At 51.9% G+C, this 23787-nt stretch carries 21 protein-coding genes; 17 read left to right on the top strand and 4 right to left on the bottom strand.

Translation table 11 applies throughout. From position 1 onward, the window contains the following. Nucleotides 1-16 precede the first annotated feature (16 nt). The 11 genes from iscX to der all read left to right on the top strand — a co-directional run bounded on the left by iscX (nt 17) and on the right by der (nt 11266). On the top strand, nt 17-217 hold the full coding sequence (gene iscX, locus BZG72_RS01430; RefSeq protein WP_046075004.1) for a Fe-S cluster assembly protein IscX: 201 nt from the start codon (nt 17-19) through the stop codon (nt 215-217). Nucleotides 218-418: 201 nt separating this feature from the next. Further along, a complete protein-coding gene (gene pepB, locus BZG72_RS01425; protein WP_077665912.1) occupies nt 419-1714 on the top strand; it encodes an aminopeptidase PepB in 1296 nt (431 codons plus the stop codon). A gap of 150 nt (nt 1715-1864) precedes the next feature. Further along, nucleotides 1865-2293 carry a nucleoside-diphosphate kinase gene (ndk, locus tag BZG72_RS01420; protein ID WP_077579555.1) on the top strand — a complete coding sequence of 143 codons (429 nt, stop codon included), beginning with the start codon at nt 1865-1867 and terminating at the stop codon, nt 2291-2293. A 248-nt stretch (nt 2294-2541) separates the two neighbouring features. Then, a complete protein-coding gene (locus BZG72_RS01415) occupies nt 2542-3663 on the top strand; it encodes a bifunctional tRNA (adenosine(37)-C2)-methyltransferase TrmG/ribosomal RNA large subunit methyltransferase RlmN (RefSeq protein ID WP_046075001.1) in 1122 nt (373 codons plus the stop codon). A 24-nt stretch (nt 3664-3687) separates the two neighbouring features. Further along, the gene (gene pilW, locus BZG72_RS01410) at nt 3688-4443 is read left to right on the top strand and encodes a type IV pilus biogenesis/stability protein PilW (RefSeq protein WP_077665911.1); all 756 of its coding nucleotides are present in this window, start codon (nt 3688-3690) and stop codon (nt 4441-4443) included. After that, entirely contained in the window at nt 4433-5431 is a 999-nt protein-coding gene (gene rodZ / locus BZG72_RS01405; protein ID WP_077665910.1) for a cytoskeleton protein RodZ, read from the top strand. Before pilW ends, rodZ begins: the two co-directional genes overlap by 11 nt. Before the next feature lie 15 nt (nt 5432-5446). Beyond that, entirely contained in the window at nt 5447-6574 is a 1128-nt protein-coding gene (gene ispG / locus BZG72_RS01400; protein WP_077579552.1) for a flavodoxin-dependent (E)-4-hydroxy-3-methylbut-2-enyl-diphosphate synthase, read from the top strand. Between the two features lie 52 nt (nt 6575-6626). Beyond that, nucleotides 6627-7895, top strand: a complete 1269-nt coding sequence (gene hisS / locus BZG72_RS01395) for a histidine--tRNA ligase (RefSeq protein WP_046075050.1) — start codon at nt 6627-6629, stop codon at nt 7893-7895. Between the two features lie 11 nt (nt 7896-7906). After that, a complete protein-coding gene (locus BZG72_RS01390) occupies nt 7907-8500 on the top strand; it encodes a YfgM family protein (protein WP_046074997.1) in 594 nt (197 codons plus the stop codon). A gap of 9 nt (nt 8501-8509) precedes the next feature. Then, complete coding sequence (gene bamB / locus BZG72_RS01385) at nt 8510-9667, top strand: outer membrane protein assembly factor BamB (protein ID WP_077665909.1); 1158 nt, start codon at nt 8510-8512, stop codon at nt 9665-9667. A 93-nt stretch (nt 9668-9760) separates the two neighbouring features. Beyond that, nucleotides 9761-11266, top strand: coding sequence for a ribosome biogenesis GTPase Der (gene der / locus BZG72_RS01380; protein WP_046074995.1), 1506 nt, complete (start codon nt 9761-9763; stop codon nt 11264-11266). Nucleotides 11267-11669: 403 nt separating this feature from the next. Here the strand turns inward: der and xseA are convergent, their stop codons facing one another. Further along, the gene (gene xseA, locus BZG72_RS01375; protein ID WP_108743003.1) at nt 11670-13058 is read right to left on the bottom strand and encodes an exodeoxyribonuclease VII large subunit; all 1389 of its coding nucleotides are present in this window, start codon (nt 13056-13058) and stop codon (nt 11670-11672) included. 214 nt (nt 13059-13272) lie between these two features. On the opposite strand from xseA, the gene guaB reads away from it, so the two are divergent. The 4 genes from guaB (at nt 13273) to BZG72_RS01355 (ending at nt 18488) form a co-directional block, all read left to right on the top strand. Beyond that, nucleotides 13273-14736 carry an IMP dehydrogenase gene (guaB, locus tag BZG72_RS01370; protein WP_046074993.1) on the top strand — a complete coding sequence of 488 codons (1464 nt, stop codon included), beginning with the start codon at nt 13273-13275 and terminating at the stop codon, nt 14734-14736. 75 nt (nt 14737-14811) lie between these two features. Next, nucleotides 14812-16389: a glutamine-hydrolyzing GMP synthase gene (gene guaA / locus BZG72_RS01365; RefSeq protein WP_046074992.1), complete on the top strand. Its 1578-nt coding sequence runs from the start codon at nt 14812-14814 to the stop codon at nt 16387-16389. A gap of 313 nt (nt 16390-16702) precedes the next feature. After that, nucleotides 16703-17701 (top strand): type IV toxin-antitoxin system AbiEi family antitoxin, encoded by a 999-nt coding sequence (locus BZG72_RS01360; RefSeq protein ID WP_077665907.1) that lies wholly within the window; start codon nt 16703-16705, stop codon nt 17699-17701. Continuing rightward, nucleotides 17655-18488: a nucleotidyl transferase AbiEii/AbiGii toxin family protein gene (locus tag BZG72_RS01355; protein WP_077665906.1), complete on the top strand. Its 834-nt coding sequence runs from the start codon at nt 17655-17657 to the stop codon at nt 18486-18488. Before BZG72_RS01360 ends, BZG72_RS01355 begins: the two co-directional genes overlap by 47 nt. A gap of 81 nt (nt 18489-18569) precedes the next feature. Here BZG72_RS01355 and BZG72_RS01350 read toward each other — a convergent pair whose 3' ends face one another. Further along, nucleotides 18570-19430 (bottom strand): pirin family protein, encoded by an 861-nt coding sequence (locus BZG72_RS01350; RefSeq protein ID WP_077665905.1) that lies wholly within the window; start codon nt 19428-19430, stop codon nt 18570-18572. A gap of 349 nt (nt 19431-19779) precedes the next feature. Between BZG72_RS01350 and BZG72_RS01345 the strand changes: the two genes are divergently transcribed. After that, the gene (locus BZG72_RS01345; protein ID WP_046075047.1) at nt 19780-21294 is read left to right on the top strand and encodes an AbgT family transporter; all 1515 of its coding nucleotides are present in this window, start codon (nt 19780-19782) and stop codon (nt 21292-21294) included. Between the two features lie 98 nt (nt 21295-21392). Continuing rightward, the gene (tadA, locus tag BZG72_RS01340) at nt 21393-21935 is read left to right on the top strand and encodes a tRNA adenosine(34) deaminase TadA (protein WP_046074989.1); all 543 of its coding nucleotides are present in this window, start codon (nt 21393-21395) and stop codon (nt 21933-21935) included. On the opposite strand, the gene BZG72_RS16285 is transcribed toward tadA, so the two are convergent. Beyond that, nucleotides 21932-22093: a hypothetical protein gene (locus tag BZG72_RS16285; RefSeq protein ID WP_167369481.1), complete on the bottom strand. Its 162-nt coding sequence runs from the start codon at nt 22091-22093 to the stop codon at nt 21932-21934. The two genes, tadA and BZG72_RS16285, sit on opposite strands and share 4 nt — an antisense overlap. A 7-nt stretch (nt 22094-22100) precedes the next feature. Further along, on the bottom strand, nt 22101-23621 hold the full coding sequence (gene mltF / locus BZG72_RS01335) for a membrane-bound lytic murein transglycosylase MltF (protein ID WP_227486536.1): 1521 nt from the start codon (nt 23619-23621) through the stop codon (nt 22101-22103). Nucleotides 23622-23787 lie beyond the last annotated feature (166 nt).

Genomic DNA, 23787 nt, shown 5'->3' with positions numbered 1-23787 from the left:
CGGACGGAGAAGCAAGATGAGCTTAAAATGGACAGACTCGCTCGATATTGCAATCGAGCTTTGTGACGCCTACCCAGATGTCGATCCAACAACGGTTCGTTTTACTGATTTGCATCAGTGGATCACTGAACTGGATGATTTTGACGATGACCCAGAGCGTTCCAATGAGCGCATCCTCGAGGCGATCATCATGTGCTGGATGGATGAGAGAGACTGAGGGCTAGCTCTCGCGAGTGATTGATAATACTTGTGTTATCGTCTCCGGCTCGGCACAGTACCTGTGGCCAATAAAACATACATTCAAAGCGGGCCAATGGGCTCGCTTTTTTCATATCGCTGAGGCGTCCAGGCGTTTGTCTGAGGGCTCAGTGAAACACGCTGTACAGTAAAAGCAGCGAGACAGTACAAGGAGTGCAATATGTCAGATTCATTAAACGTTATCCTGTCGCATCAGCCGGCGGCGCCACAGTGGGGCGATAACGCGCTGGTCTCCTTTGACGCTGACAACGCGGTGATCCATGTGTCGAGCGATGCCAACCCGCGAGACAAGGTGCAACAAGCGGCGCGCAAGCTTGAAGGGCAAGGTATGCCTGCGCTGACACTCACAGGAGAACACTGGGATCTTGAATTAGTCTGGGCGTTCTACCAAGGGCTTCGTGGCCCCAAAAATAAGGTCGCCTTTACGCAGACTGTGTTGAACGATGCCGATACGCAAGAGTTCGAGCTTCGACAGACCGTGGGTGATTGGGTACGCGATATTATCAACCAAACGGCAGAAGAAGTTGGGCCACATCAGTTAGTGGCGCGTGCGGGGGAGTTTGTTAAGTCCATGGCCCCCGACCAGGTCACTTATAAAATCATTTCCGGTACCGACCTGTTAGAAAAAGGCTGGAATGGCATTTATACCGTCGGTCGTGGCTCGGCGCGCAAACCGACCATGTTACAACTCGACTATAACCCTACAGGCGATCCGGACGCGCCTGTGTATGCCTGTTTGGTGGGGAAAGGGATCACCTTTGATTCTGGGGGCTACAGCATTAAAGGCTCCGACTTTATGACCACCATGAAAGCGGACATGGGCGGCTCAGCGACAGCGACCGGGGCGCTGGCGATGGCGATTGCCAAGGGGCTGAATAAACGCGTTAAACTGGTACTCTGCTGTGCCGAGAACATGATCTCAAGCAGTGCTTACAAGTTGGGTGATATTATCACGTACAAAAATGGCGTGACCGTTGAAGTGCTCAATACCGATGCGGAAGGGCGCTTGGTGCTCGCTGATGGCCTGATGTACGCCAGTGAACAAAAACCTGAACTTCTGATTGATTGTGCCACGCTCACCGGATCGGCAAAAGCCGCGTTGGGTAATGACTATCATGCGCTGTTTAGTTTCGACGATGAGCTCGCACACCGTACGCTTGACGCGGCACAAGAAGAAGGCGAGGGCATGTGGCCGTTGCCATTGGCCGAGTTCCATCGCCAGCTGCTGCCTTCCTCGTTTGCGGATATTGCCAATGCATCCATGGGGGCGTACATGCCAGGTGCGAGCACCGCGGCGGCGTTCCTTTCCTACTTTGTTGAGGATTATCAAAAAGGCTGGATGCACATCGATTGCTCTGGCACTTACCGCAAAGCCGCCAATGATAAATGGGCCGTGGGCGCGACCGGTATGGGCGTGAAAACCCTAGCGCGTGTATTGCTCGACCAAGCGAAATAGACCTGTGACACCTTGGGTGAAAGGTTAACAAAAATTTTGTGTGAGTTAACGCTTCACCCGATTGGTCATAGGGACACGCGAGGAAATTTGCTAGGGTAGGCGCGTTGTTGCCCCTAGCGGGCCAGATTCAGACAGTGAAAGGACAAGCGAATGACCATTGAACGCACTTTTTCTATCGTTAAACCTGATGCCGTAGAGCGTAATTTAATTGGCACGCTTTATCAGCGTATCGAAAGTGCAGGTTTGCGTATCGTGGCGGCGAAAATGCTCCATCTTAGCAAAGAGCAGGCAGAAGGATTTTATGCCGAGCACCAAGGGAAGCCTTTCTTTGAATCCCTGGTTGGGTTCATGACGTCAGGCCCTATTATGGTGCAAGTACTAGAAGGCGAGAGCGCGATCAGCCGCTACCGTGAGTTGATGGGAAAAACCAACCCAGAAGAAGCAGCGTGTGGCACATTGCGCGCTGACTATGCGGAAAGCATGCAATATAACTCAGTGCATGGCTCTGATAGCCCTGCGTCTGCAGAGCGCGAAATCGCGTACTTTTTTACCGCGGATGAAATTCATCCTCGCTGCTAAATCAAGCACCTGCTTTTTAATCTTCAAAAAGAGGCGTCAGCCTCTTTTTTTCTGCCTATCGAAATCAGACAACCACATTGAATAACCCCGCTGTTAGAGAGTGGAAACTGTGATCTAAAGCCTGTACAATTTCGCGCCTTAAGCGCGTCCCGAGGAGATATCTTGGCTATGATCAAGGTAAGACATCGGCACGCGTGAGGCGATGATTCAGTCTTACCACCTAGCTAGTTCTTACGAGGCAACCCCCAATGACGACAGAGAAAGTTAATCTGCTTGATTTTGACAGGCAAGGATTGCGTGCCTACTTCGCTGATGAGCTCGGCGAAAAAGCCTTCCGTGCTGACCAAGTCATGAAGTGGATGTATCACTTTGGTTGCGACGACTTCGATGAAATGAACAACATCAACAAGAAGTTGCGTGAGAAGCTCAAGCGGGTGGCAGAAATTAAAGCCCCAGAAGTCAGTGAAGCGCATTACTCCCAAGATGGCACCATCAAATGGGCAATGCGTGTGGGCGGTCAAGACGTGGAAACCGTGTATATCCCCGAAGATGACCGCGCGACACTGTGTGTCTCCTCTCAGGTAGGCTGTGCGCTTGATTGCAAGTTCTGCTCAACCGGGGCACAAGGTTTTAACCGCAACTTGCGTGTGTCTGAGATCATCGGGCAGGTGTGGCGTGCGTCGAAAGAGATCGGCATTGAGAAAGAGACGGGCCGTCGTCCGATCACTAACGTGGTGATGATGGGCATGGGAGAGCCGCTGCTCAACATGAAAAACCTTCTCCCTTCTCTGAATTTGATGCTCGACGACAATGCTTATGGCTTATCTAAGCGCCGAGTCACCGTGTCGACATCGGGCGTGGTCTCCGGCTTGGAGCAAATGATTGGCAAAATCGATGTCGCCTTGGCCATCTCACTGCATGCGCCGAACGATGAGCTGCGTAGCCAAATCATGCCCATTAACGATCGTTGGGATATCGAGGCCTTTTTGGATGCGGTACACCGTTATATTGCAACCTCAAATGCCAACCGCGGCCGTGTGACGGTAGAATATATCTTGCTGGATCATGTCAATGACTACATGGAGCATGCGCGCCAACTCGCAGAGCTATTAAAAGACACCCCAGCGAAGATTAACCTGATCCCATTTAACCCGTATCCTGGATCACCGTTCAACAAACCGAGTAATTCTCGTATTGATAGGTTTATGAAAACCTTGATGGAATACGACTTTACGGTGACGGTACGTAAAACACGAGGCGATGACATTGACGCAGCGTGTGGCCAACTAGCCGGTGACATTGTCGACCGAACTAAGCGTGCCGAGAAGCGACTGGGCGCACAGGAGGTGATCCCTGTTCGACCCGTCTAAATGAGATGGCGATAAGGGGATGGCATGACAAAAACGGTTTGGGTTGTGGGCGTGTTGATGGCGTTGGCTGGCTGTTCAACGCCAAGTTCGCAGCACAGTGAGCCCAAGTTTGATAAGATTCAAGCCGCAGAGGCGCGTATTGCACTGGGATTAGGCTATCTAAACAGTGATCGCTATCAACAAGCGCAGCAAAACTTGCAGCAAGCGCGCCAATATGCACCTAACTACTATCGCACCTCGCTGTCGATGGCGTATTATCAACAACGTGTCGGTGAAAACGACAAAGCGGATCGCTTATATCAACAAGCGTTAGCGCAAGCGTCTGAAAAAGGCGATGTATATAACAATTACGGTGTTTTCTTGTGCGAACAACAGCGGTTTGCCGCGGCAAATGACGCATTTTTGCAAGCAGTCGTACAACCGTATTATCATCGTGTGTCAGACAGTTATGAAAACGCGGCGTTTTGTCAGCTAAAAGCTGGCCACGTAGAACGCGCAAAAGCCTTGTTTAGCAAAGCGGCTGATCACGACCCGCGGAATGTCCGTGCGGGGTTACAACTTGCCAAGTTAGAGATAGAGACTGGGCAAGAGGCAGCAGCCGTCGCACGTATCAAGCGGCTCCACCAACGCGTTGGTGTTCAGCCTGCCGGACTGTTATTGCTAGTGAAAGCTTATCAGCAACAAGGCTACACGGAGCGAGCTGCCCATGACGCTCAGCGATTGGCGCAACGGTTTCCAGAATCCAAAGAATATCAATTGTACCTAGCGAATGAATACTGAACAGACGGAAGAACAAGCGCAATCTGATACCCAACCTGCGCCCGGGGAAGTATTAAAGCAAGCGCGAGAGAAAATGGGCTGGAGTGTTCGTGATGTTGCTGACCGACTTCGGTTGCGGGTCAGTGTCATTGAGGATCTTGAACAAAACAACCCAGACATGGATCAATTGGCCACGTTTACACGTGGCTATTTGCGCTCCTATGCCAAGCTGATGCAAATCGACGCCGATCAGCTGTTGGGTAATAGCAATATGGAAGCGAGCAGTGCGGCTACCGTACAAAAAATGCAAAGCTTCTCGCGCAAAACGCGGCGGCAAAAGAGCGAAAGTCGATTAATGTGGCTGTCTTGGGTGATTATTGCCATTGCGGTCGGGATCACCGGCGTGTGGTATTGGCAGAATCAGCAGGCTATGACGTCCGTGCCAACACAATTGGATAGCCAACAAGCGGATGAACTCGTCACGACCCCATCAGCACAAGATAGCGCGATGGTTGCCGCCGATGCACCGGCAATGGCCGAGCCTGCGATGACAGATTCGGCGGCCTCACAAGGGGCGGAGCCGCAGGTCACTGATGCACAAGATGCCGCGAACGCGCCGGTGTCAGATGAGGTGAGTCCATCAGCATCGACGGCGTCAGAATCGGCCACTGCGGTTGAGTCGGCGCAAGCGGACGAGGCGACAACGCAAACAACACCAGAGGCACAACCAACGGCAGCGTCTGAGGATGAAGCCCCCGCAAGCACGGTCAATAACCGTCTGGTGATGACCTTTAGTGGAGATTGCTGGATAGACGTGCGAGACGCCAATGGTGAGCGACTGGCAACCGGGATAAAATCTGAGGGTGAACAAGTGACCTTAACCGGCGACACCCCGTATCAATTAGTATTGGGTGCCCCCAGTGTGGTGAAAATCACCTTTAATGGCGACAACATTGATCTTGATGGCTTCCCAACCGGCCAAGTGGCTCGGTTGCGCCTTCCGCAGTAATCAGAGAACGTCGATATGCACAACGAAACTCCCATCAAACGCCGTCCCTCAACGCGCATCAATGTCGGCAATGTGCCGATTGGTGATGGCGCGCCGATTGCCGTGCAATCTATGACCAACACGCGAACCACAGATGTGGCAGCCACCGTCGCGCAAATCAAAGCGCTAGAAGGGGTGGGTGCAGATATCGTTCGGGTGTCAGTACCCACCATGGACGCGGCGGAAGCGTTTAAAGAGATTAAAGCGCAAACGTCGATCCCTTTGGTGGCAGACATCCACTTTGACTACCGTATTGCATTAAAAGTGGCGGAGTATGGTGTCGATTGTTTGCGTATCAACCCAGGCAATATTGGTAAAGAAGAGCGCATTCGGGCGGTGGTAGATGCCGCACGTGATAAAAACATTCCAATCCGAATTGGTGTGAATGGCGGCTCACTTGAGCGCGATCTGCAAGAAAAATACGGGGAGCCAACGCCCGATGCTTTGGTCGAGTCGGCCATGCGTCATGTCGATATCTTGGACCGTCTTAACTTCGATCAATTTAAAGTCAGCGTCAAAGCGTCAGATGTCTTCTTGGCGGTTGAGTCTTATCGCAAACTTGCGCAGCAGATTGATCAGCCTTTACACCTTGGCATTACGGAGGCTGGTGGCGCGCGTGCTGGTGCGGTTAAGTCATCCGTTGGTTTGGGAATGCTATTGGCGGAAGGCATTGGTGATACCTTGCGGGTATCGCTCGCCGCCGATCCGGTCGAAGAAATCAAAGTGGGCTTCGATATTCTCAAATCACTTCGCATTCGCTCGCGCGGCGTCAATTTTATTGCGTGTCCGAGCTGTTCGCGTCAAGAGTTTGATGTGATTGGTACAGTCAATGCGCTCGAGCAGCGCGTGGAAGATATACTGACCCCAATGGATGTCTCCGTGATTGGTTGTGTGGTCAATGGCCCGGGTGAAGCCGAAGCGTCGCACCTCGGTTTGGCTGGGGGTAACAAGCGCAGTGCTTATTACCTCGACGGTAAACGCCAAAAAGAGCGCTTTAATAACGACAACTTGGTGGATGAGTTGGAGGCAAAAATCCGCGCCAAAGCGGCGATGATGGATGAACGCAACCGCATCAAGGTGTCACAAATCGATCAAGAAGGCTAAGCCGTTAGGCGGCCTTCTCCCCTTTTCTATCATGTCGGTAACGGAAGTTAACGTGGCTAAAACAATTCAAGCAATTCGAGGCATGAATGACTGCCTCCCGTCTCAATCTCCTTTATGGCAAAAGCTCGAATCTACGATTAAAAAGGTAGTGAGCGCTTACGGCTATAGCGAAGTTCGCATGCCTATTGTGGAAGCAACGCATTTGTTTAGCCGTGCGATTGGCGAAGTGACAGACGTTGTCGAAAAAGAAATGTACACCTTCGATGATCGCAACGGTGACAGCCTCACCTTGCGTCCTGAAGGGACCGCGGGTTGTGTCCGAGCGGGGATCGAAAACGGTCTGCTGTACAACCAAGAGCACCGTTTGTGGTACACCGGGCCTATGTTCCGTCATGAGCGCCCACAAAAAGGTCGTTATCGCCAGTTTCATCAGTTTGGCGTTGAGGTGTTTGGCCTAAATGGCCCAGACGTGGACGCGGAACTTATCATGATGACCGCACGCATGTGGCGTGAGCTGGGCATTGCTGAGCATGTGCGATTGGAGCTTAACTCAATCGGCTCACCACAAGCGCGTGCGAACTATCGTCAAGCGCTGGTGGACTTTTTGATGCAACACGAATCAGTGTTGGATGAAGACAGCAAGCGTCGAATGCAGACCAACCCATTGCGCGTGCTCGATACCAAAAATGCGGACATCCAAGCTGTATTGGTTAATGCGCCTCAGTTGGGTGATTATCTGGATGACGAATCAAAACAGCATTTTGCCCTCTTGTGTGAACTCTTGGACGCGGCAGGTATCGAATACCAAGTTAACCACCGTTTGGTACGTGGCCTCGACTACTACAACCGGACCGTGTTTGAGTGGATCACCGATAGCTTGGGGGCGCAAGGCACGGTGTGCGGTGGTGGCCGTTATGATGGCTTGGTTGAGCAACTCGGGGGGAAAGCGACGCCTGCCGTTGGGTTTGCAATGGGATTAGAGCGTTTGGTTCTGATGCTGGAAAACCTCAACCAAGATGATGTCCGCCCAGCGGTGGATGTTTACATGGTCACTGCGGGTGAAGGCGCGATGATCGCTGGGATGAAACTGGCGGAGCGCTTACGCGAACAGGTGCCCGGACTGCGTGTGATGTCACATTTTGGCGGTGGTAGCTTTAAGAAACAGTTTAAGCGCGCGGATAAAGTCGGCGCCTCTGTGGCGCTCGTGCTAGGCGAGGATGAAGTTGCCAACGGCACAGTGGCGTTAAAAGATTTGAAAGGCGGCGAGCAACAAACACTGAATCAGGATGAGATCGCCGCGTCACTAAAAGCATTGATTTAAGAGGACAGAACGTGGACGTCTACACCACAGAAGAGCAGCAGGTTGAAGCCATTAAGAAGTGGTGGCGAGACAACGGTAAAGCGGTCGTGATCGGCGCCGTTGTCGGTTTGGGGGCGTTATATGGCTGGCGTTATTTTCAGTCACAACAGCTCACCAACCAAGAGCAAGCCTCGCAGCAATACGAACAAGTGCTAAGTGGTATTGAAAGCGGCGATACCGTGTCATTGAGCCAATTAGAAGGCCATGAAGGTTATCGTGCCTTGGCGGCATTGCAGCTGGCACAAAAGCATGTTGCGCAAGGGGAGCTGGAAAGTGCCCGTGAGCAATTGCAAAACGCTCAGCAAGCCGTGAAAGACGAGGCGCTGTATGGGTTGGTGACGACACGCCTGGCGCGCGTTGAAGCGGAGTTAGGTAATTACCCAGCCGCATTGAGCGAACTCGACAAAGTCACCACGCAGAGCTGGACCGCGAAAGTGGAAGAGATCCGCGGTGACGTCTTGCTTCGTCAGGGCGACAAGCAGGCAGCGCGAGACGCGTATGCAGCGTCATTGGCGGCGGCGGAAAGCCCGACCGTTAACATGAAGCTTGATAATCTGAGTCAATAAGGTCGTGGTATGAAAAAACGATTATGGCGCATGGCTGCAATGGCCACGACCATGGCTGTACTGGCTGGCTGTGCCGGTGAAGAAGATGTGGTGCAAATGGCGCCACTGCCTTCTGTGACCAATGAGATATCTTCAACCCAGCATTGGCGAGCACAAGTGGGCGACGGTGTCGGGCAGTATTATTCCGCACTTCAGCCCACAGTGGCCTATGACAAAGTCTTTGCGGCTGATCGACAAGGTTTAGTCGCCGCGTTTGATTTAGAAAGCGGTGAATCTATCTGGCAACAGTCGGTGCAAGACGAGACACCGGCGTTGCTCTCCGGCGGGTTGAGCGCCTCATACGGCAAAGTGTATGTGGGTGGCGAAACGGGTCAAGTGTACGCACTGGATGCGGAAACCGGCGAGCGGGTTTGGCAACAGAACGTGAATGGCGAAGTGCTGGCCAAGCCTTTGGTGGAAGCTGGCTTGGTGATCGTTAACACCAGCCGTGGTGAGTTAGTGGCATTGGACGCAGAATCGGGCGAGCCACAGTGGAACAACACCAATGATGTGCCGAACTTGAGCCTACGCGGTGAAAGTGCGCCGGTGACTATTTCCGGCGGCGTATTCTGGGGGATGGCCAATGGACGCCTAGGCGCGGCAATGATCGAAACCGGACGGTCTATTTGGCAAATTCCTATCTCGACACCAAAAGGGGCGACTGAAATCGACCGCTTAGTGGATGTGGATGCGACCCCAGTGATCGATGGCGACCGTTTGTATGCAGTAGGCTATAATGGCCAATTAGTCTCTATTGATTTGCGCTCCGGAAAAGCGGCGTGGAAGCGGGATTTTTCCTCTGCTAAAGACTTCCTCGTGGCAGGCAATAGTATTTATCTTATTGATGATGAAGACAATGTTGTTGCGTTAGATGCACGCAACGGCTTAGAGAAGTGGCGCAACACACAGTTGGCGTACCGTATCTTAACGGCACCCGCGGCAAGCGGTGGCTATCTGGTGGTCGGTGACAGCCAAGGCTACTTGCATTGGCTTGACCCGCAAACGGGCGATTTTGTCGCGCAGCAATCACTGGAAGGCAACGGGATCGCTGTTGCCCCGGTGCAAACGGATGATGGCTATATCGTGATCACCCGTGATGGTCAACTGAGAAAGCTGAGTATCGAGTAAGCGAAGCCACCCAGTTCTATATTTAGGCTCCTGGCTGCAAAGACAGTCGGGAGCCTTGTTTATTAATAAAGCGAATGAAAAGAAGAGGTCTACATGATTCCTGTTATAGCCCTAGTGGGGCGCCCGAATGTGGGGAAATCGACGCTCTTTAACCGTCTTACCCGCACACGCGATGCATTAGTAGCGGATTTTCCGGGACTGACCAGGGATCGAAAATACGGCAAAGCATTGCTGGATGATCACGAGTTTATCGTGATCGACACCGGCGGCATTGACGGCACCGAAGAAGGTGTAGAAACCAAGATGGCGGAGCAGTCGCTAGCGGCGATTGAAGAAGCCGATGTCGTGCTGTTTATGGTGGATGGTCGAGCCGGTCTTACGCCAGCGGACAAAGACATTGCTCAGCATATTCGTACCCGTGAAAAAACCACCTTCTTGGTGGTGAACAAAGTGGATGGTATTGACCCAGACACGGCAACCGCGGACTTTTGGCAGCTGGGCATGGACAACATGTTCCAAATTGCCGCCGCGCATGGTCGAGGTGTTAGCGGCCTGATTAATCGTGCGTTGACGCCTTTGGTTGAGCAAGTGTCAGCGGACGAGGACGACGAGCAAGCAGGCTTGGTCGATTTGACCGATGAAGCAGATACGCTCGACAGTGGCGAAGACGCGGTTAAAACCGAAGAGCAGGCTGAAAGCGAGTATGAATACTTACAGTCGCTGCCGATTAAAATCGGTATTATCGGCCGTCCCAATGTGGGTAAATCAACCCTGACTAACCGTATGCTGGGCGAAGAGCGCGTGGTGGTTTATGACATGCCAGGCACGACCCGCGACTCGATTTACATTCCCATGGAGCGTGATGGTCGCGAATACGTGATGATTGATACCGCCGGGGTTCGACGTCGTAAACGGGTGACCGATAAAGTGGAAAAATTTTCGGTGATCCAAACCCTCAAGGCGATTGAAGATGCCAACGTCGTATTGTTGGTGATCGACGCACGAGAGAACATCTCGGACCAAGACTTAAGCTTACTTGGTTTTGCGCTGAATGCGGGCCGCTCGATTGTTTTGGCGGTCAACAAGTGGGATGGCTTAGATAGCGAAGTGAAAGAGCGCGTGAAGTCTGAGCTTGACCGCCGCTTAGGGTTTGTCGACTTTGCCCGTGTGCATTTTATTTCTGCTTTGCACGGCACCGGGGTAGGCCACTTGTTCGAGTCGATTCAAGAGGCGTATCAGTCAGCGACAAAACGCGTCGGAACCGCGATGCTCACCCGTATTCTGAAAATGGCGCAAGATGACCATCAACCACCGATGATCCGGGGACGTCGGGTGAAGCTCAAATATGCGCACGCAGGCGGTTACAATCCACCGATTGTGGTCGTTCACGGCAGCCTTGTTAAAGAGTTACCTGATTCGTACAAACGTTATTTGATGAATTACTACCGTCGAACCCTGGATATTATGGGCACGCCGATCAAGATCCAGTTCCAAAACAGCGAAAACCCCTATGAGGGGAAAAAAGAAAAGCTGACATTATCTCAATCCCGTCAGCGTAAACGCTTAATGGATATGGTGAAAAATCGTAATAAGAAGTAATACAAAGCCCAGCAGCGATGCTGGGCTTTTTTTTGATCGCGATGTGGTGGGTTCGACCTCTCTTGGGATCGGTTACTGAATAAAAGTGATCTGACTCACATTAATGAGCGCGATTATCTGTTGTCTTAGATCCTAGTGTGTCACGCTGCCGCTCAGGTTTTGAGCGGTGATAAAATCGACACCCCTTCCCACGTCACACTTTTAGATTGTTCTGGATCCAGGCTTTAATAAAACACAGTTCAGATTTTTATCCTTTTAAAAATCCAAATGCAGAATATGTAACTTATGCTTTCGGGAAGTGTATTGATAAATATTCTTTTCAGGGTAGGAAGCTGATCAAGGGGAATAAACCCCAAGATCGCGCGATCGCTTACTGATCGGTCAGATGTGTGTTGTGCAGAGTTTAATCAGAAGATTGATGCGGGTGTCGCTGCCGAACCACGCTGGTGACATCGCCGTTGCTGAGCTGAGTGTGTAAGGTATCGCCCTCTTTTAGCTGGTTGATGTTAGTGACGATATGCCCATCACTATCACGGCTAATTGAATAGCCGCGAGAAAGGGTGGCAAGTGGGCTGACCGCATCTAAGGTGGCGACCAAGGTGGCGAGTCGCTGTTGCGCATGTGACAGGTGTGAGTCCATCGCGTGGGTGAGGCGTTGATGGTATTGCGCCAATTGAGCCTGATGTTGCTGAATACGACGGTCAGGCGTCATGCGCTGCAATCGATTATCTAGCGTGTTCAGTTGGCTGCTGTACCGTGAAAACTGCTTAGTGAGTGCCTGGTGCATCCGTCTTTGCAGCTCATCAATATGCTGACTTTGCTGTTGTAGACGACGGCGAGGGTGCTGATGAGACAAACGGTGTTCGTGCTGCGTCAGTGCCCGTTGCTGGCGATACAGGAGGGTGCCAATCGCGTTTTTGAGCGCTTGCTCGCGCTGCTGATATTGCTGCAAGCGATAACTGAGGTCACGGCTCACTAATTCTGCGGCGGCTGATGGCGTCGGCGCGCGCACGTCGGCAACAAAGTCAGCAATGGTAACATCCACTTCATGGCCCACGGCACTGACAATAGGGATCTGACTGGCGGCGATAGTACGGGCGACGATTTCTTCATTAAAGCACCATAAATCTTCGAGTGAGCCTCCGCCACGGCCAACAATCAGCACATCACATTCGTTGCGACTGTTGGCACGTCCAATGGCTTGGGCAATAGAGACCGCTGCCTCTTGTCCTTGTACCAGCGTTGGATAGATAACCACGGGTAGGCTCGGATCGCGCCGTTTCAACACATTTAGAATATCGTGCAAGGCAGCGCCTGTTTTGGAGGTGATTATGCCAACGCGTTTGGGTTGGTCGGGCAAGGCCTGTTTGGCGCTTTGTGCGAATAAGCCTTCAGCGGCTAACGCTTGTTTGCGTTGCTCAAACGCCTGTTGCAGTCGTCCATCGCCTTCGGGCTGCATGCTTTCTAAGATCAGTTGATAGTCGCCGCGAGGCTCGTACATAGAGACACGCGCACGCACCAACACTTGATCGCCGTTTTTAGGTTTGAACATCACGCGGCGATTGTTACCACGGAACATCGCACATTTAACTTGGCTTTGGTTATCTTTCAACGATAAATACCAGTGACCGGATGTCGCAGCGGTAAAATTAGAGATTTCACCCGTGAGCCAGACGATACCGATGTTTTTCTCCAAGCAAAGACGCACTTCGGCATTTAAGCGAGAGACGGAAAGAATGTTTCGGTTGTTAGCGGTCACGATCACGGATCCTTTCAATAAGCCTGAGGGCATACTACCTGCCGCACCCCAGTATGCCAAATAGATCTTGAGCAATCGGTTGCGAAAAAGTCGCGTTGATATCTGGTGATAAATCAACCGACTAAAAATCCGTTGCCCACCAAACAGCGATTCTTAATAAAAATCGATAGCCAAACGTTTGCGCTGCCCGTATAATGCTGCGGCAATATTTTGTTCCCCTTCACAAATTTTGGTGTGAGATATTGCAATGCTGAGAATCGCGAAAGAAGCGCTAACCTTTGACGATGTACTCCTCGTCCCTGCCCACTCAAATGTTCTTCCTAACCATGCCGATCTGCGTACAAAACTGACACGCTCGATCAGCTTAAACATTCCTGTTCTATCCGCCGCGATGGACACGGTGACCGAAGCCCGTTTGGCGATTGCCTTGGCGCAAGAAGGTGGTCTTGGCTTTATCCATAAGAACATGACTATCGAGCAACAAGCCGAACAAGTACGCTTGGTCAAAATCTATGAAGCAGGCATGGTCACCAATCCAGTGACTGTAACCCCAGAAATGACCATTGCTGACGTGAAGGCACTGACTGAGCGTAACGGCTTTGCCGGTTACCCTGTTGTCAATGCACAAAAAGAGCTGGTGGGGATCATCACAGGCCGTGACGTGCGCTTTGTGTCTGACTTAAGCAAGCGCGTCGAAGACGTGATGACACCAAAATCTCGCCTCGCCACTGTGCAAGAAGGCGCAGAACGTGAGCAGGTACAACAGCTCATGCAACAGCACCGCGTCGAGAAGATTTTGGTGGTCAACCCAAGTCATCATCTCACCGGTATGATCACCGCCAAAGATTTCCAAAAAGCGGAAAGCAAGCCCAATGCCTGTAAAGACGAGCAAGGCCGCTTGCGTGTCGGTGGCGCGGTTGGTGCCGGTGCGGGCAACGAGGAGCGCATTGCCGCCTTGGTTGAAGCGGGCGTGGATGTGCTGCTGATTGACTCATCACATGGCCACTCTGAAGGGGTTCTGCAACGTATTCGTGATGCACGTGCCGCGTATCCGAACCTGCAGATTGTGGGCGGCAATGTCGCCACCGCTGAAGGCGCACGCGCCCTGATTGAAGCCGGTGTCGATGCCGTCAAGGTTGGAATTGGCCCAGGCTCGATTTGTACCACGCGTATCGTTACCGGCGTAGGCGTCCCGCAGATCACTGCGATCAGTGATGCAGCCGCTGTAGCGCAAGAGTACGGCATTCCCGTGATTGCCGATGGGGGTATCCGCTTCTCAGGGGATTTGTGTAAAGCGATTGCAGCGGGCGCGTCGTGCGTGATGGTGGGCTCAATGCTCGCTGGTACCGAAGAGTCTCCGGGTGAAGTCGAACTTTACCAAGGCCGTGCATATAAATCATATCGCGGTATGGGCTCGGTGGGCGCGATGTCAAAAGGCTCGTCTGACCGTTACTTCCAAAGCGACAACGCCGCAGACAAGCTGGTACCTGAAGGGATTGAAGGGCGTGTCGATTACAAAGGCATGATGAAAGAGATCATTCATCAGCAAATGGGTGGCCTGCGCTCCAGCATGGGTCTCACCGGCTCTGCCACCATTGAAGAGATGCGTACCCAAGCGCAATTTGTTCGCGTCACTGGCGCGGGCATGAAAGAGTCACACGCGCATGATGTCACCATTACTAAAGAAGCGCCGAACTACCGTCTCGGCTAAAGACATCACCACCGCGATGCATTTGAGAGGGGAGCGCGGCTCCCCTTTGTTCCACTTAATTGAGAAAGCCAGATAATGACCCAGAACATTCATGCTCAACGTATTTTGATCCTTGATTTTGGCTCCCAGTACACCCAACTGATTGCGCGCCGTGTCCGTGAAATCGGTGTGTATTGTGAGCTTTGGAGCTGGGATGTGGATGAGCAAGACATTCGTGATTTTGCGCCCAACGGCATCATCCTATCCGGTGGCCCAGAGAGCGTGGCAGAGGAGAACTCGCCGCGTGCACCGCAGTATGTCTTTAATGCCGGCGTACCTGTGTTAGGGGTTTGTTATGGTATGCAGACCATGGCCGAGCAGCTTGGTGGTAAGGTGGCCGGCTCTGAGCACCGTGAGTTTGGCTATGCGCAAGTGAAGCGCGTTGGGCAAAGTGCACTGTTTGATGGCATTGAAGATGCCATCGCCGATGACGGGCATGCGCTCCTCGATGTATGGATGAGCCATGGTGATAAAGTGGTCGCCATTCCAGAAGATTTTGTCAAAGTGGCCGAGACGGACACTTGCCCCTTCGCGGCCATGGCCAATGAAGACAAACGTTTTTATGGCGTGCAATTCCATCCAGAAGTCACTCACACGCGCCAAGGCCAACGTATGTTGGAGCAGTTTGTGATGCAAATCTGCCAATGCGAGCGCTTGTGGACACCAGCCACCATTATTGACGATGCGATTGAGCGTATTCGTGAGCAAGTCGGGGATGATGAAGTGATCCTTGGCCTGTCTGGCGGCGTCGACTCTTCTGTGGTCGCCATGCTGGTTCACCGCGCAATTGGCGATAAGCTTACGTGTGTATTCGTCGATAACGGCCTATTGCGTCTTAATGAAGGTGAGCAAGTACTGGAAATGTTCGGTGACCACTTTGGTTTGAACATTGTCCATGTCAACGCCGAAGACCGTTTCCTCGATGCTCTTAAAGGCGAAGCGGATCCGGAAGCCAAGCGTAAAATCATTGGCCGCGTGTTTGTCGAGGTATTCGATGAGCAAGCGAGCAAAATGAAAAATGCTAAGTGGCTGGCACAAGGCACCATCTACCCGGATGTAATTGAGTCAGCAGCCTCGAAAACCGGTAAAGCGCATGTGATCAAATCACACCACAACGTCGGTGGCCTGCCGGAAGAAATGGAAATGGGTCTGGTTGAGCCACTCAAAGAGTTGTTCAAAGACGAAGTGCGTAAAATTGGCCTTGAGCTAGGCTTACCGTACCACATGCTTTATCGCCACCCCTTCCCAGGGCCAGGCCTTGGTGTGCGCGTGCTGGGCGAGATTCAAAAAGAATACTGCGATCTGCTTCGTCGCGCCGATGCGATCTTTATCGAAGAGCTGCGCAACGCCGATCTCTACGAGAAAGTCTCGCAAGCCTTTGCGGTATTCCTACCGGTTCGTTCGGTAGGCGTGATGGGCGATGGCCGTAAATACGATTGGATCATTGCCCTGCGTGCTGTTGAAACCATCGACTTTATGACCGCACATTGGGCACACCTGCCATACGATTTTCTGGGTAAGGTATCAAACCGCATCATCAACGAAGTCGACGGCATCTCCCGCGTGGTTTACGACGTCTCCGGCAAACCGCCAGCGACAATTGAGTGGGAATAAGACTCGCTAGGTAGCGCATTAAGCCTTGCCAACTAACAACAATGCCAGTCAGTTTTCTGACTGGCATTTTTTGTCGCACAATACCATAACGTTTATTACTCAAGTAACGCTGTTACTCGTATCTAACTCAGCGATAACATCTTTACGCAGCATTCACTGGGGGCTGAATATGTATCATCGTGGTTTTTATCTATGGCGATATGTTACACAGTCTATGTTAACCGGTGCCTGCTTAATTCAAGCTCGCCGCCTATCTTGCGGAATGCGCTGTTCACGGCTACTATTTGTTCATGATTCATGAACGGTATTTGGTGTGAACGAGAACGCGATACTACTAAAGCTAGCTTTGGATAATCTGCCTGCGCAGATTCAAGGGGAGTACTCTTTCGATCCTAAGCCGGATGGTGAGCCTTACACCGATGCTGAGGTGACTCTGACAGTGCACGGCGAACGCTATTTGTTTAGCACTGAAATAAAGCGTATCCATCGTAAAGATAGCCTATCAGCATTGCTAGGCGCTGCTCGCTCAGACAATCTGTTGGTGTGTAACAGACTGACGACTCATCTCGCCGATTTTTGTACCGAGAACGCGATCAATTTTATTGATGAGGCCGGTAATGCTCGCGTGAGCTATAACGGGCTGAATCTATGGATTGAGGGCAAAAATCTCACTGAAAACCACCTTGCAATTCCACAGCCGGCAAAGCCAGGGTTAGGTTTTATGAAGCTTCTGTTTGCTTTGTTGGCTCAAGAAGATGTGTTACATCTGCCGTTTCGAGCCATAGCCGAGATGGCAAATATCTCATTAGGTATGGTGAGTAAGGGGTTTAAATACTTAGAAGCCGAGAAGCTTGTCAGTCTTGGTCGTACCCGTCGCATTCTGGATAAAGAGGCCCTTTATCAGCTCTGGATTGAACACTATCGTACCGTGCTTAGACCAAAGCTCGGAGGGCTAAAATTAGTTGCGCCGGATGATTGGCGAGACATTCCTTTAGCATCCAAGGATTGCTGGGGAGGAGAAGTCGCTGCCGATGAACTAACACGCTATTTGCAGCCTTATGAGTTACAGCTCTTTACCTTTGAGCCACTGCAAAAAAAGCTTGCGCTGCTCAAAGCAAAGCCAGACGCTTCGGGCAGGCTCTGGTTGGTGCCTGCATTCTGGGGAAAGGCGCTGGATATTAATATCAATGCCAAGGCATTGCTGGCTGTCGCTGAGCTACTTGCAAGCAGAGATAGCCGAAACAAGGAGGTTGCCGAACTTATCAATGAGCAATATCTACACCTTAAAACACTCCCTGAACCCCGGGTTTGAGCCTGTACTGACACTGATCACCCGCACAACTCAGCAAACTGGCGTACCATTTTTTGTTGCTGGGGCAACGGCAAGAGATCTCGTTTTGTATCATGTGTTTGGCCGTGATCCCGGCCGTCAGACTCGGGATATTGATACTGGCATTCTGATACCGGATTGGGACGCGTTCGCCAGTGTAAAGCAGGCTTTGCTGGATGCCGGATTAAGCGCAACCAATAAAGCGCATCGGCTTAAAGATCCTGACAGTGGTTTGCCAATTGATATTATTCCCTTTGGTGCCATCGCCGATGACGCAGGTGAAATACAATGGCCACCGGAGCATGCTGTCACTATGACGGTAGCTGGATTTCAGGAAGCTTACGATGCCGCTCTATCAATAGAACTAGGGCAAGGCGATACCATCAAAGTTGCGTCTTTGGCTGGGCTGACTTTGCTAAAACTGATTGCTTGGCAGGAGCGGGGTGACGAGAGCAGTAAAGACGCATCTGACTTTCTAACTATTCTTCTTGAGTATCAGCATGTTCAGGCGGATCGTTTGTGGGAGCCTTATATCCCGGCAGAGCACTTAGAGTATGATACCGAGCGGCAAGGGGCCTTCTTGCTTGGATATGATTTGAAAATGATTTTGTCTGAGCCTGCTACCAATCCGGAGACTATCAGCCGTATTACCACATTGGCAGCTGATATTGATGGACTGGTCAGGGCTCAGTTCAGAAGTCAGAACTTTTGTAGTTATGAGAGGGTAGAGCAGCTGCAAAATGACTTTTGGGCAGGGCTAGCGTTGTAAGAACAGTTTCAAAAAACAAAGCCCGCCAAATGCCGGACTTTTTTATTGGTATTCGCGGATGACAGCGTCTTGGCTCAGTCCTTATAACTGTCCGAATTTACCTGCTTGCAGATCGTTGAACGCTTGCAAAATCTCTTGCTTGGTATTCATTACAAAAGGGCCATGACCAACGATGGGATCGGTGATGGGCTCGCCACTGAGTAGCAAAATCACGCTATCTTGTGAGGCGTGCAATGCGACCTCGCGGCCTTGGCGGCTAAGCAGTGCCATATCGGCGTCGCCAATTGGGTCGGCGCCGTTGATACTGACATTGCCCTCCAATACTACCACCGCGGTGGTCCAGTCTTGGGGGAGTGCCAGCTGCGTTTTCCCACCAGCGTTTAGCCGTATATCCCAAACCTGCATAGGGCTGAAGGTTTTGGCCGGCCCCTGTTGGCCCTCAAACTCACCGGCTATGAGCCGTAATGTGCCCGCCTTATCGGCCAAGGGAACATCGGGAATATCGGCTTTGCGAATGCCTTGATAGTTCGGGTCGGTCATTTTGTCTTTTTTGGGGAGGTTAACCCACAGTTGCGCCATTTGCAGCTCGCCGCCAGTGTGGCTGAACGCACTGGAATGAAACTCCTCGTGCATAATGCCGCTGCCTGCGGTCATCCACTGCACATCCCCGGGGCCAATCACGCCGCCTTTACCGGTGGAGTCACGATGCGCCACCTCACCTTGATACACAATGGTCACGGTTTCAAAGCCGCGATGGGGATGCTCACCCACGCCTCGCTTCACGCCATCCGCCGGAAAGTGCATTGGGCCAGCATAGTCCAGCAGTAAAAAGGGGCTCATTTCCGCCGCTTGATTGTGGTAGGAAAACAGCGAGCGGGCGGGGAAACCATTACCGACCCAGTGCGGTGCAGGGGCTTTTATGACACGCGAAATGGATTTCATGATGCTCTCCTCGAGTGGGTTTACCTCCATCATATATTTGATGACATAGATTGCTAGGGGTTAAAACACGACTTCCACGCCATACAGGTTTTTTGTTTCTAAATGTTTCAGTGTCCTCAGTAAGCATCCGTTTTTTGTGCTGCTTTTCTAACTACAAATCAATTTAACATTTGGTTAACTGGCTTGCTTATGGCTAACTATGCTGTTTTTTGCTTTACTGGCGATGGATTGTCATTTTAATGTCGCTAAAGCCTGGTGGATCAGGTAAGCAAAGACACAACATCGAAAAATGGAGTAAACAGTGAGCCAACACATAAGCGACTCAACCGATGCTGGCCAGCCGCGCGGCATGGATCGGTTTTTGAACATGATAGAGCGGGCAGGGAACCGAATTCCGGATCCCGCGCTCTTGTTTTTTTGGGGGCTGATCACCGTGTGGGTATTATCAGCCATTCTCTCTCAGGTTTCTTTTGACTCAGTCCACCCTTTGACCGGTGACGCTGTCCAAGTGAAAAACCTGCTCACCGGTAGTGCGCTCGCCCACTTTTTAGCCAATATGGTTGACACCTTTACTGGATTTGCGCCGCTGGGGATTGTTTTGGTGGCGATGCTCGGTGTGGGGGTGGCTGACCAGTCCGGCTTTATTACCACTGGCCTTAAGAAAATGCTGAGTGTGACGCCAAAGCAAGCGCTTACGCCGATGCTGATTCTGGTGGCGATCGTTTCCCATACCGCCGCAGATGCAGGCTATGTGCTGGTGATCCCGCTGGGTGGGATTATCTTCCACGCCGCGGGTCGTCATCCGTTGGCAGGTATTGCTGCCGCCTTTGCCGGGGTATCCGGCGGCTTCTCCGCGAACTTTATTCCGTCAGGGATTGACCCTTTGCTGGCCGGTTTTACTGAATCTGCCGCGCATGTGTTGGACGATAGCTATCAGGTAAACCCGCTTGCGAACCTCTATTTCACTGGTCTGTCATCGATTTTGATTGTGGCGCTGGGCTGGTTTGTGACTGAGAAAATAGTCGAGCCACGTCTAAATCGCACGCCGATTGATGAGGATGCAGAAGACGCACCGGATTTAGGCTCTTTTACGGCGATTGAAGGGAAGGCGTTTAATCGAGCTGGGCTGGCGATGCTGCTAGGAATTGCCGCGCTAGTGGCGGCCTCATGGCCGGAAACGTCACCGCTCCGCTCACCGGCGGGCGAGTTGACCGCCTTTGATGCACCGATTATGCAATCGATCGTGCCGCTGATTTTTGTGCTGTTTATTATTCCAGGCATTGTTTATGGCAAAACCGCGGGTACCTTTAAAACCAGCCAAGACGTGATCAAATCCATGTCTGACACCATGGCGACCATGGGCGCTTATATGGTGATGGCGTTTTTCTGCGCGCAATTCTTGGCCGCATTTACCCAATCAAACATTGGTACTTTGTTGGCGCTCAACGGCGCGGAGCTGTTGCAGTCAATGAACCTGCCAGGTGAGATGACGATTGTGGGGATGATTTTGCTGACGGCAATGGTGAACTTATTGATTGGTTCCGCGTCGGCGAAATGGGGGCTGATTGGGCCGATTCTCGTGCCGATGTTAATGGTCGTGGGCATTTCCCCTGAATTGTCGCAAGCGGCTTATCGTGTGGGTGATTCTGTGTCGAACATTATCTCGCCATTGATGGTGTTCTTCCCGCTAGTGGTGGTGTACTGCCAGCGTTACGTGAAGACCACGGGGATTGGTACCGTGGCTTCAATGATGATCCCTTATTCTCTGACCATGCTGGTGGGCTGGACCTTATTCTTACTCGCCTACTGGGCGCTAGGATTGCCTCTGGGCATTCAAGCCAGTTACCAATACTTAGTGCAGTAATACGCTGTTGTGCGTTGAGTGTCTTAAGCCGGCCTTCGAGCCGGCTTATTTGTATCGTATACTGAGGGCGTATTAGGTTGTTAGTCACAGAGGTTGGGATGAAAGATCCACACGCGTCGGGTAGCGAGCACGACGTTTATATGCGCCACGCGATCCAGCTAGCAGACAAAGCGGAGCAAGAGGGTGAAGTGCCTGTCGGCGCTGTCGTGGTGTATCAAGGTGAGGTTGTGGGCACGGGGTGGAACCGAACCATTACCCAGCATGATGCGACGGCCCATGCCGAAGTGATGGCATTACGCCAAGCCGGCCAAGTGCTGGGTAATTATCGTTTATTAGACGCGGATCTTTATGTGACATTAGAGCCTTGTCCCATGTGTGCGGCGGCGATGGTGCATGGCCGTGTCAGAAAGGTTTTCTTTGGCGCGCCTGATCCCAAAACCGGGGCCGCTGGCTCGGTAATGAACTTACTCAGCTATGACGGTGTTAATCATCATGTGCAAAGTGAGGGAGGGGTGCTAGAAGCGGAATGCCGTGCGCAACTGCAAGCCTTTTTCCGCCGTCGTCGTGCCGAAAAAAAGGCCGCTAAAAAAGCAGCCTGTCAATCTCAATCTTGCTTACCTGACTCAGGCAAGGTGTCCTAAAACGCGTCATCAAAGGCCGCAAATTCACGAATCGCAAAGGCACGTTGTCGCCAAAGTACCTTCTTGTGCATATTTTGGCGCATACGCTTACGCCGGTTAGCGGATGAAATGTTGTTTTTGCGAAAGCTTTGTTTCACCAGCCGTTTTCTTGGAACCATGCTGTCCTCATTGCGGTTGCGTGTCTGATTGCGGTGTCGAGTTATCCTCTGACTGTGATGACGCCGGGTCAGGCGCTTGCTCGGTTGTTTGCTCGGGGGCATTTTCCGACGGCTCGTCAGGGGCGACGATCGTCTGCAGACCACCGAGATCTTCAACTTGTTGGCTGTCGAGTGACTCTATGTGCGCTTTCTCATAGCCTAGAATACTTTGGTAATAGCGGCGAATATTTTCGACGTAGCTAAGCGCTTCGTAGCCACGCGCGTAGCCGTAGCGTGTTTGGGTGTAATACTGGCGCTTGGCTAACAATGGCAGACGCTGTTTTACATCACTCCAAGAGTTAGGATCGGCGCCTTGCGCCTCCGTCAGTCGGCGCGCATCCATCATATGGCCAAAACCAATATTGTAAGACGCGAGAGCAAACCAAATGCGCTCGTGTGGATTAACACTGTCTGGTACACGGTCAAGTACACGTTGCAGGTAGAGCGAACCGCCTTTAATGCTTTGCTCGGGGTCGAGGCGATTGCGCACGCCCACGGATTTGGCCGTCGGCAGGGTAAGCATCATCATGCCGCGCACCCCAGTGGGCGAGATCGCCCGTGGGTTCCAATGTGACTCTTGATACGATAGGGCCGCCAGTAAGCGCCAATCAAAATCGTTCGCATGCTTTTTGAAAAGCGGCTCCCACTTGGGTAGTTTGCTCTCTAGTGCCCGCAAAAAGGCGCGGGTATCGACGTAATCGAATTGGTCGACGTGACCAAAATACTTCTCTTCTAAAATAGCTAATTCGCCAGTTTGGTTTATCTCACCAAAGAAGTTGACCATTAAGGCATAGGCGCTGCTGTCGCCTTGTTTTTTCATAAACCAGGCCACGGGTTCGTCCTCACTGAGGGCCATGGCGACGGCAATATCTGGGTGGGTGCGTTGCATCAAGGCAATATCGACGGAGTCGGCAATGGTAAAGTCAATCTCACCGTCTGCGACTTGTTTAAGCAGCTCATCATCGTCGGCGTCCTGCACGACTTTCCAGCTGAGATCAGGGTGGTCTTGTTTTAACGCTTGCAAGGTGAGGTCGTGGCTAGAGTCTTCCACTACCGCCATGATGGCATCTTCACGATTAAAATCATCAACATCCCGCGGGCGCCAATGCCCTTTTTTATAGACCACTTGTTGGCTGACAAAGTAGTAGGCAGGGCCTGGGCGAAACTGAGCTAAACGTTGGTCGGTAATGGTAAGGCCTGCCGCAATCAGATCCACGTCGCCGCGTTCAAGGGCTGGAAAGAGGCCGGAAAGCGTATAAGTGGGCACCATTTCTAGCTTGACCCCGAGCTTGTCAGCAAACCGAGCGGCGAGCTCGTAATCTAGTCCGGTAGGGCCGTCCGGGCCGATGTAGTAAGAGAGTTCGTTGTTGAGTGTCCCGACTCTTAAGACACCACGGTCTCGAATTTTTTCTAGAACGGTACGATCGTCGAACGTCCAATCACAGCCTGTGACGGTGAGGCTAAGCACAAGCACCGTTAGGCTAATCATCCATGATCGCAAAGAAAAGTCACGCTGTGTCAAAGGCTGTCGCTCACTGTTGCATGCCAGCATCAAACGGCTAGCGATGATCGATAGACGCGCCATTCTACGTGAATAGACGTCAGACCGATAGAGGGAAAATTTTTTGCGCAAACGGTTGCGTCAGGTGTGTTGT

The organism is Salinivibrio sp. PR6, from assembly GCF_001995955.1.
GTDB classification, from domain to species: domain Bacteria; phylum Pseudomonadota; class Gammaproteobacteria; order Enterobacterales; family Vibrionaceae; genus Salinivibrio; species Salinivibrio siamensis.
Note: the sequence above shows the minus strand (reverse complement) of the source record. Positions and strands in the feature narration are given on the sequence as shown.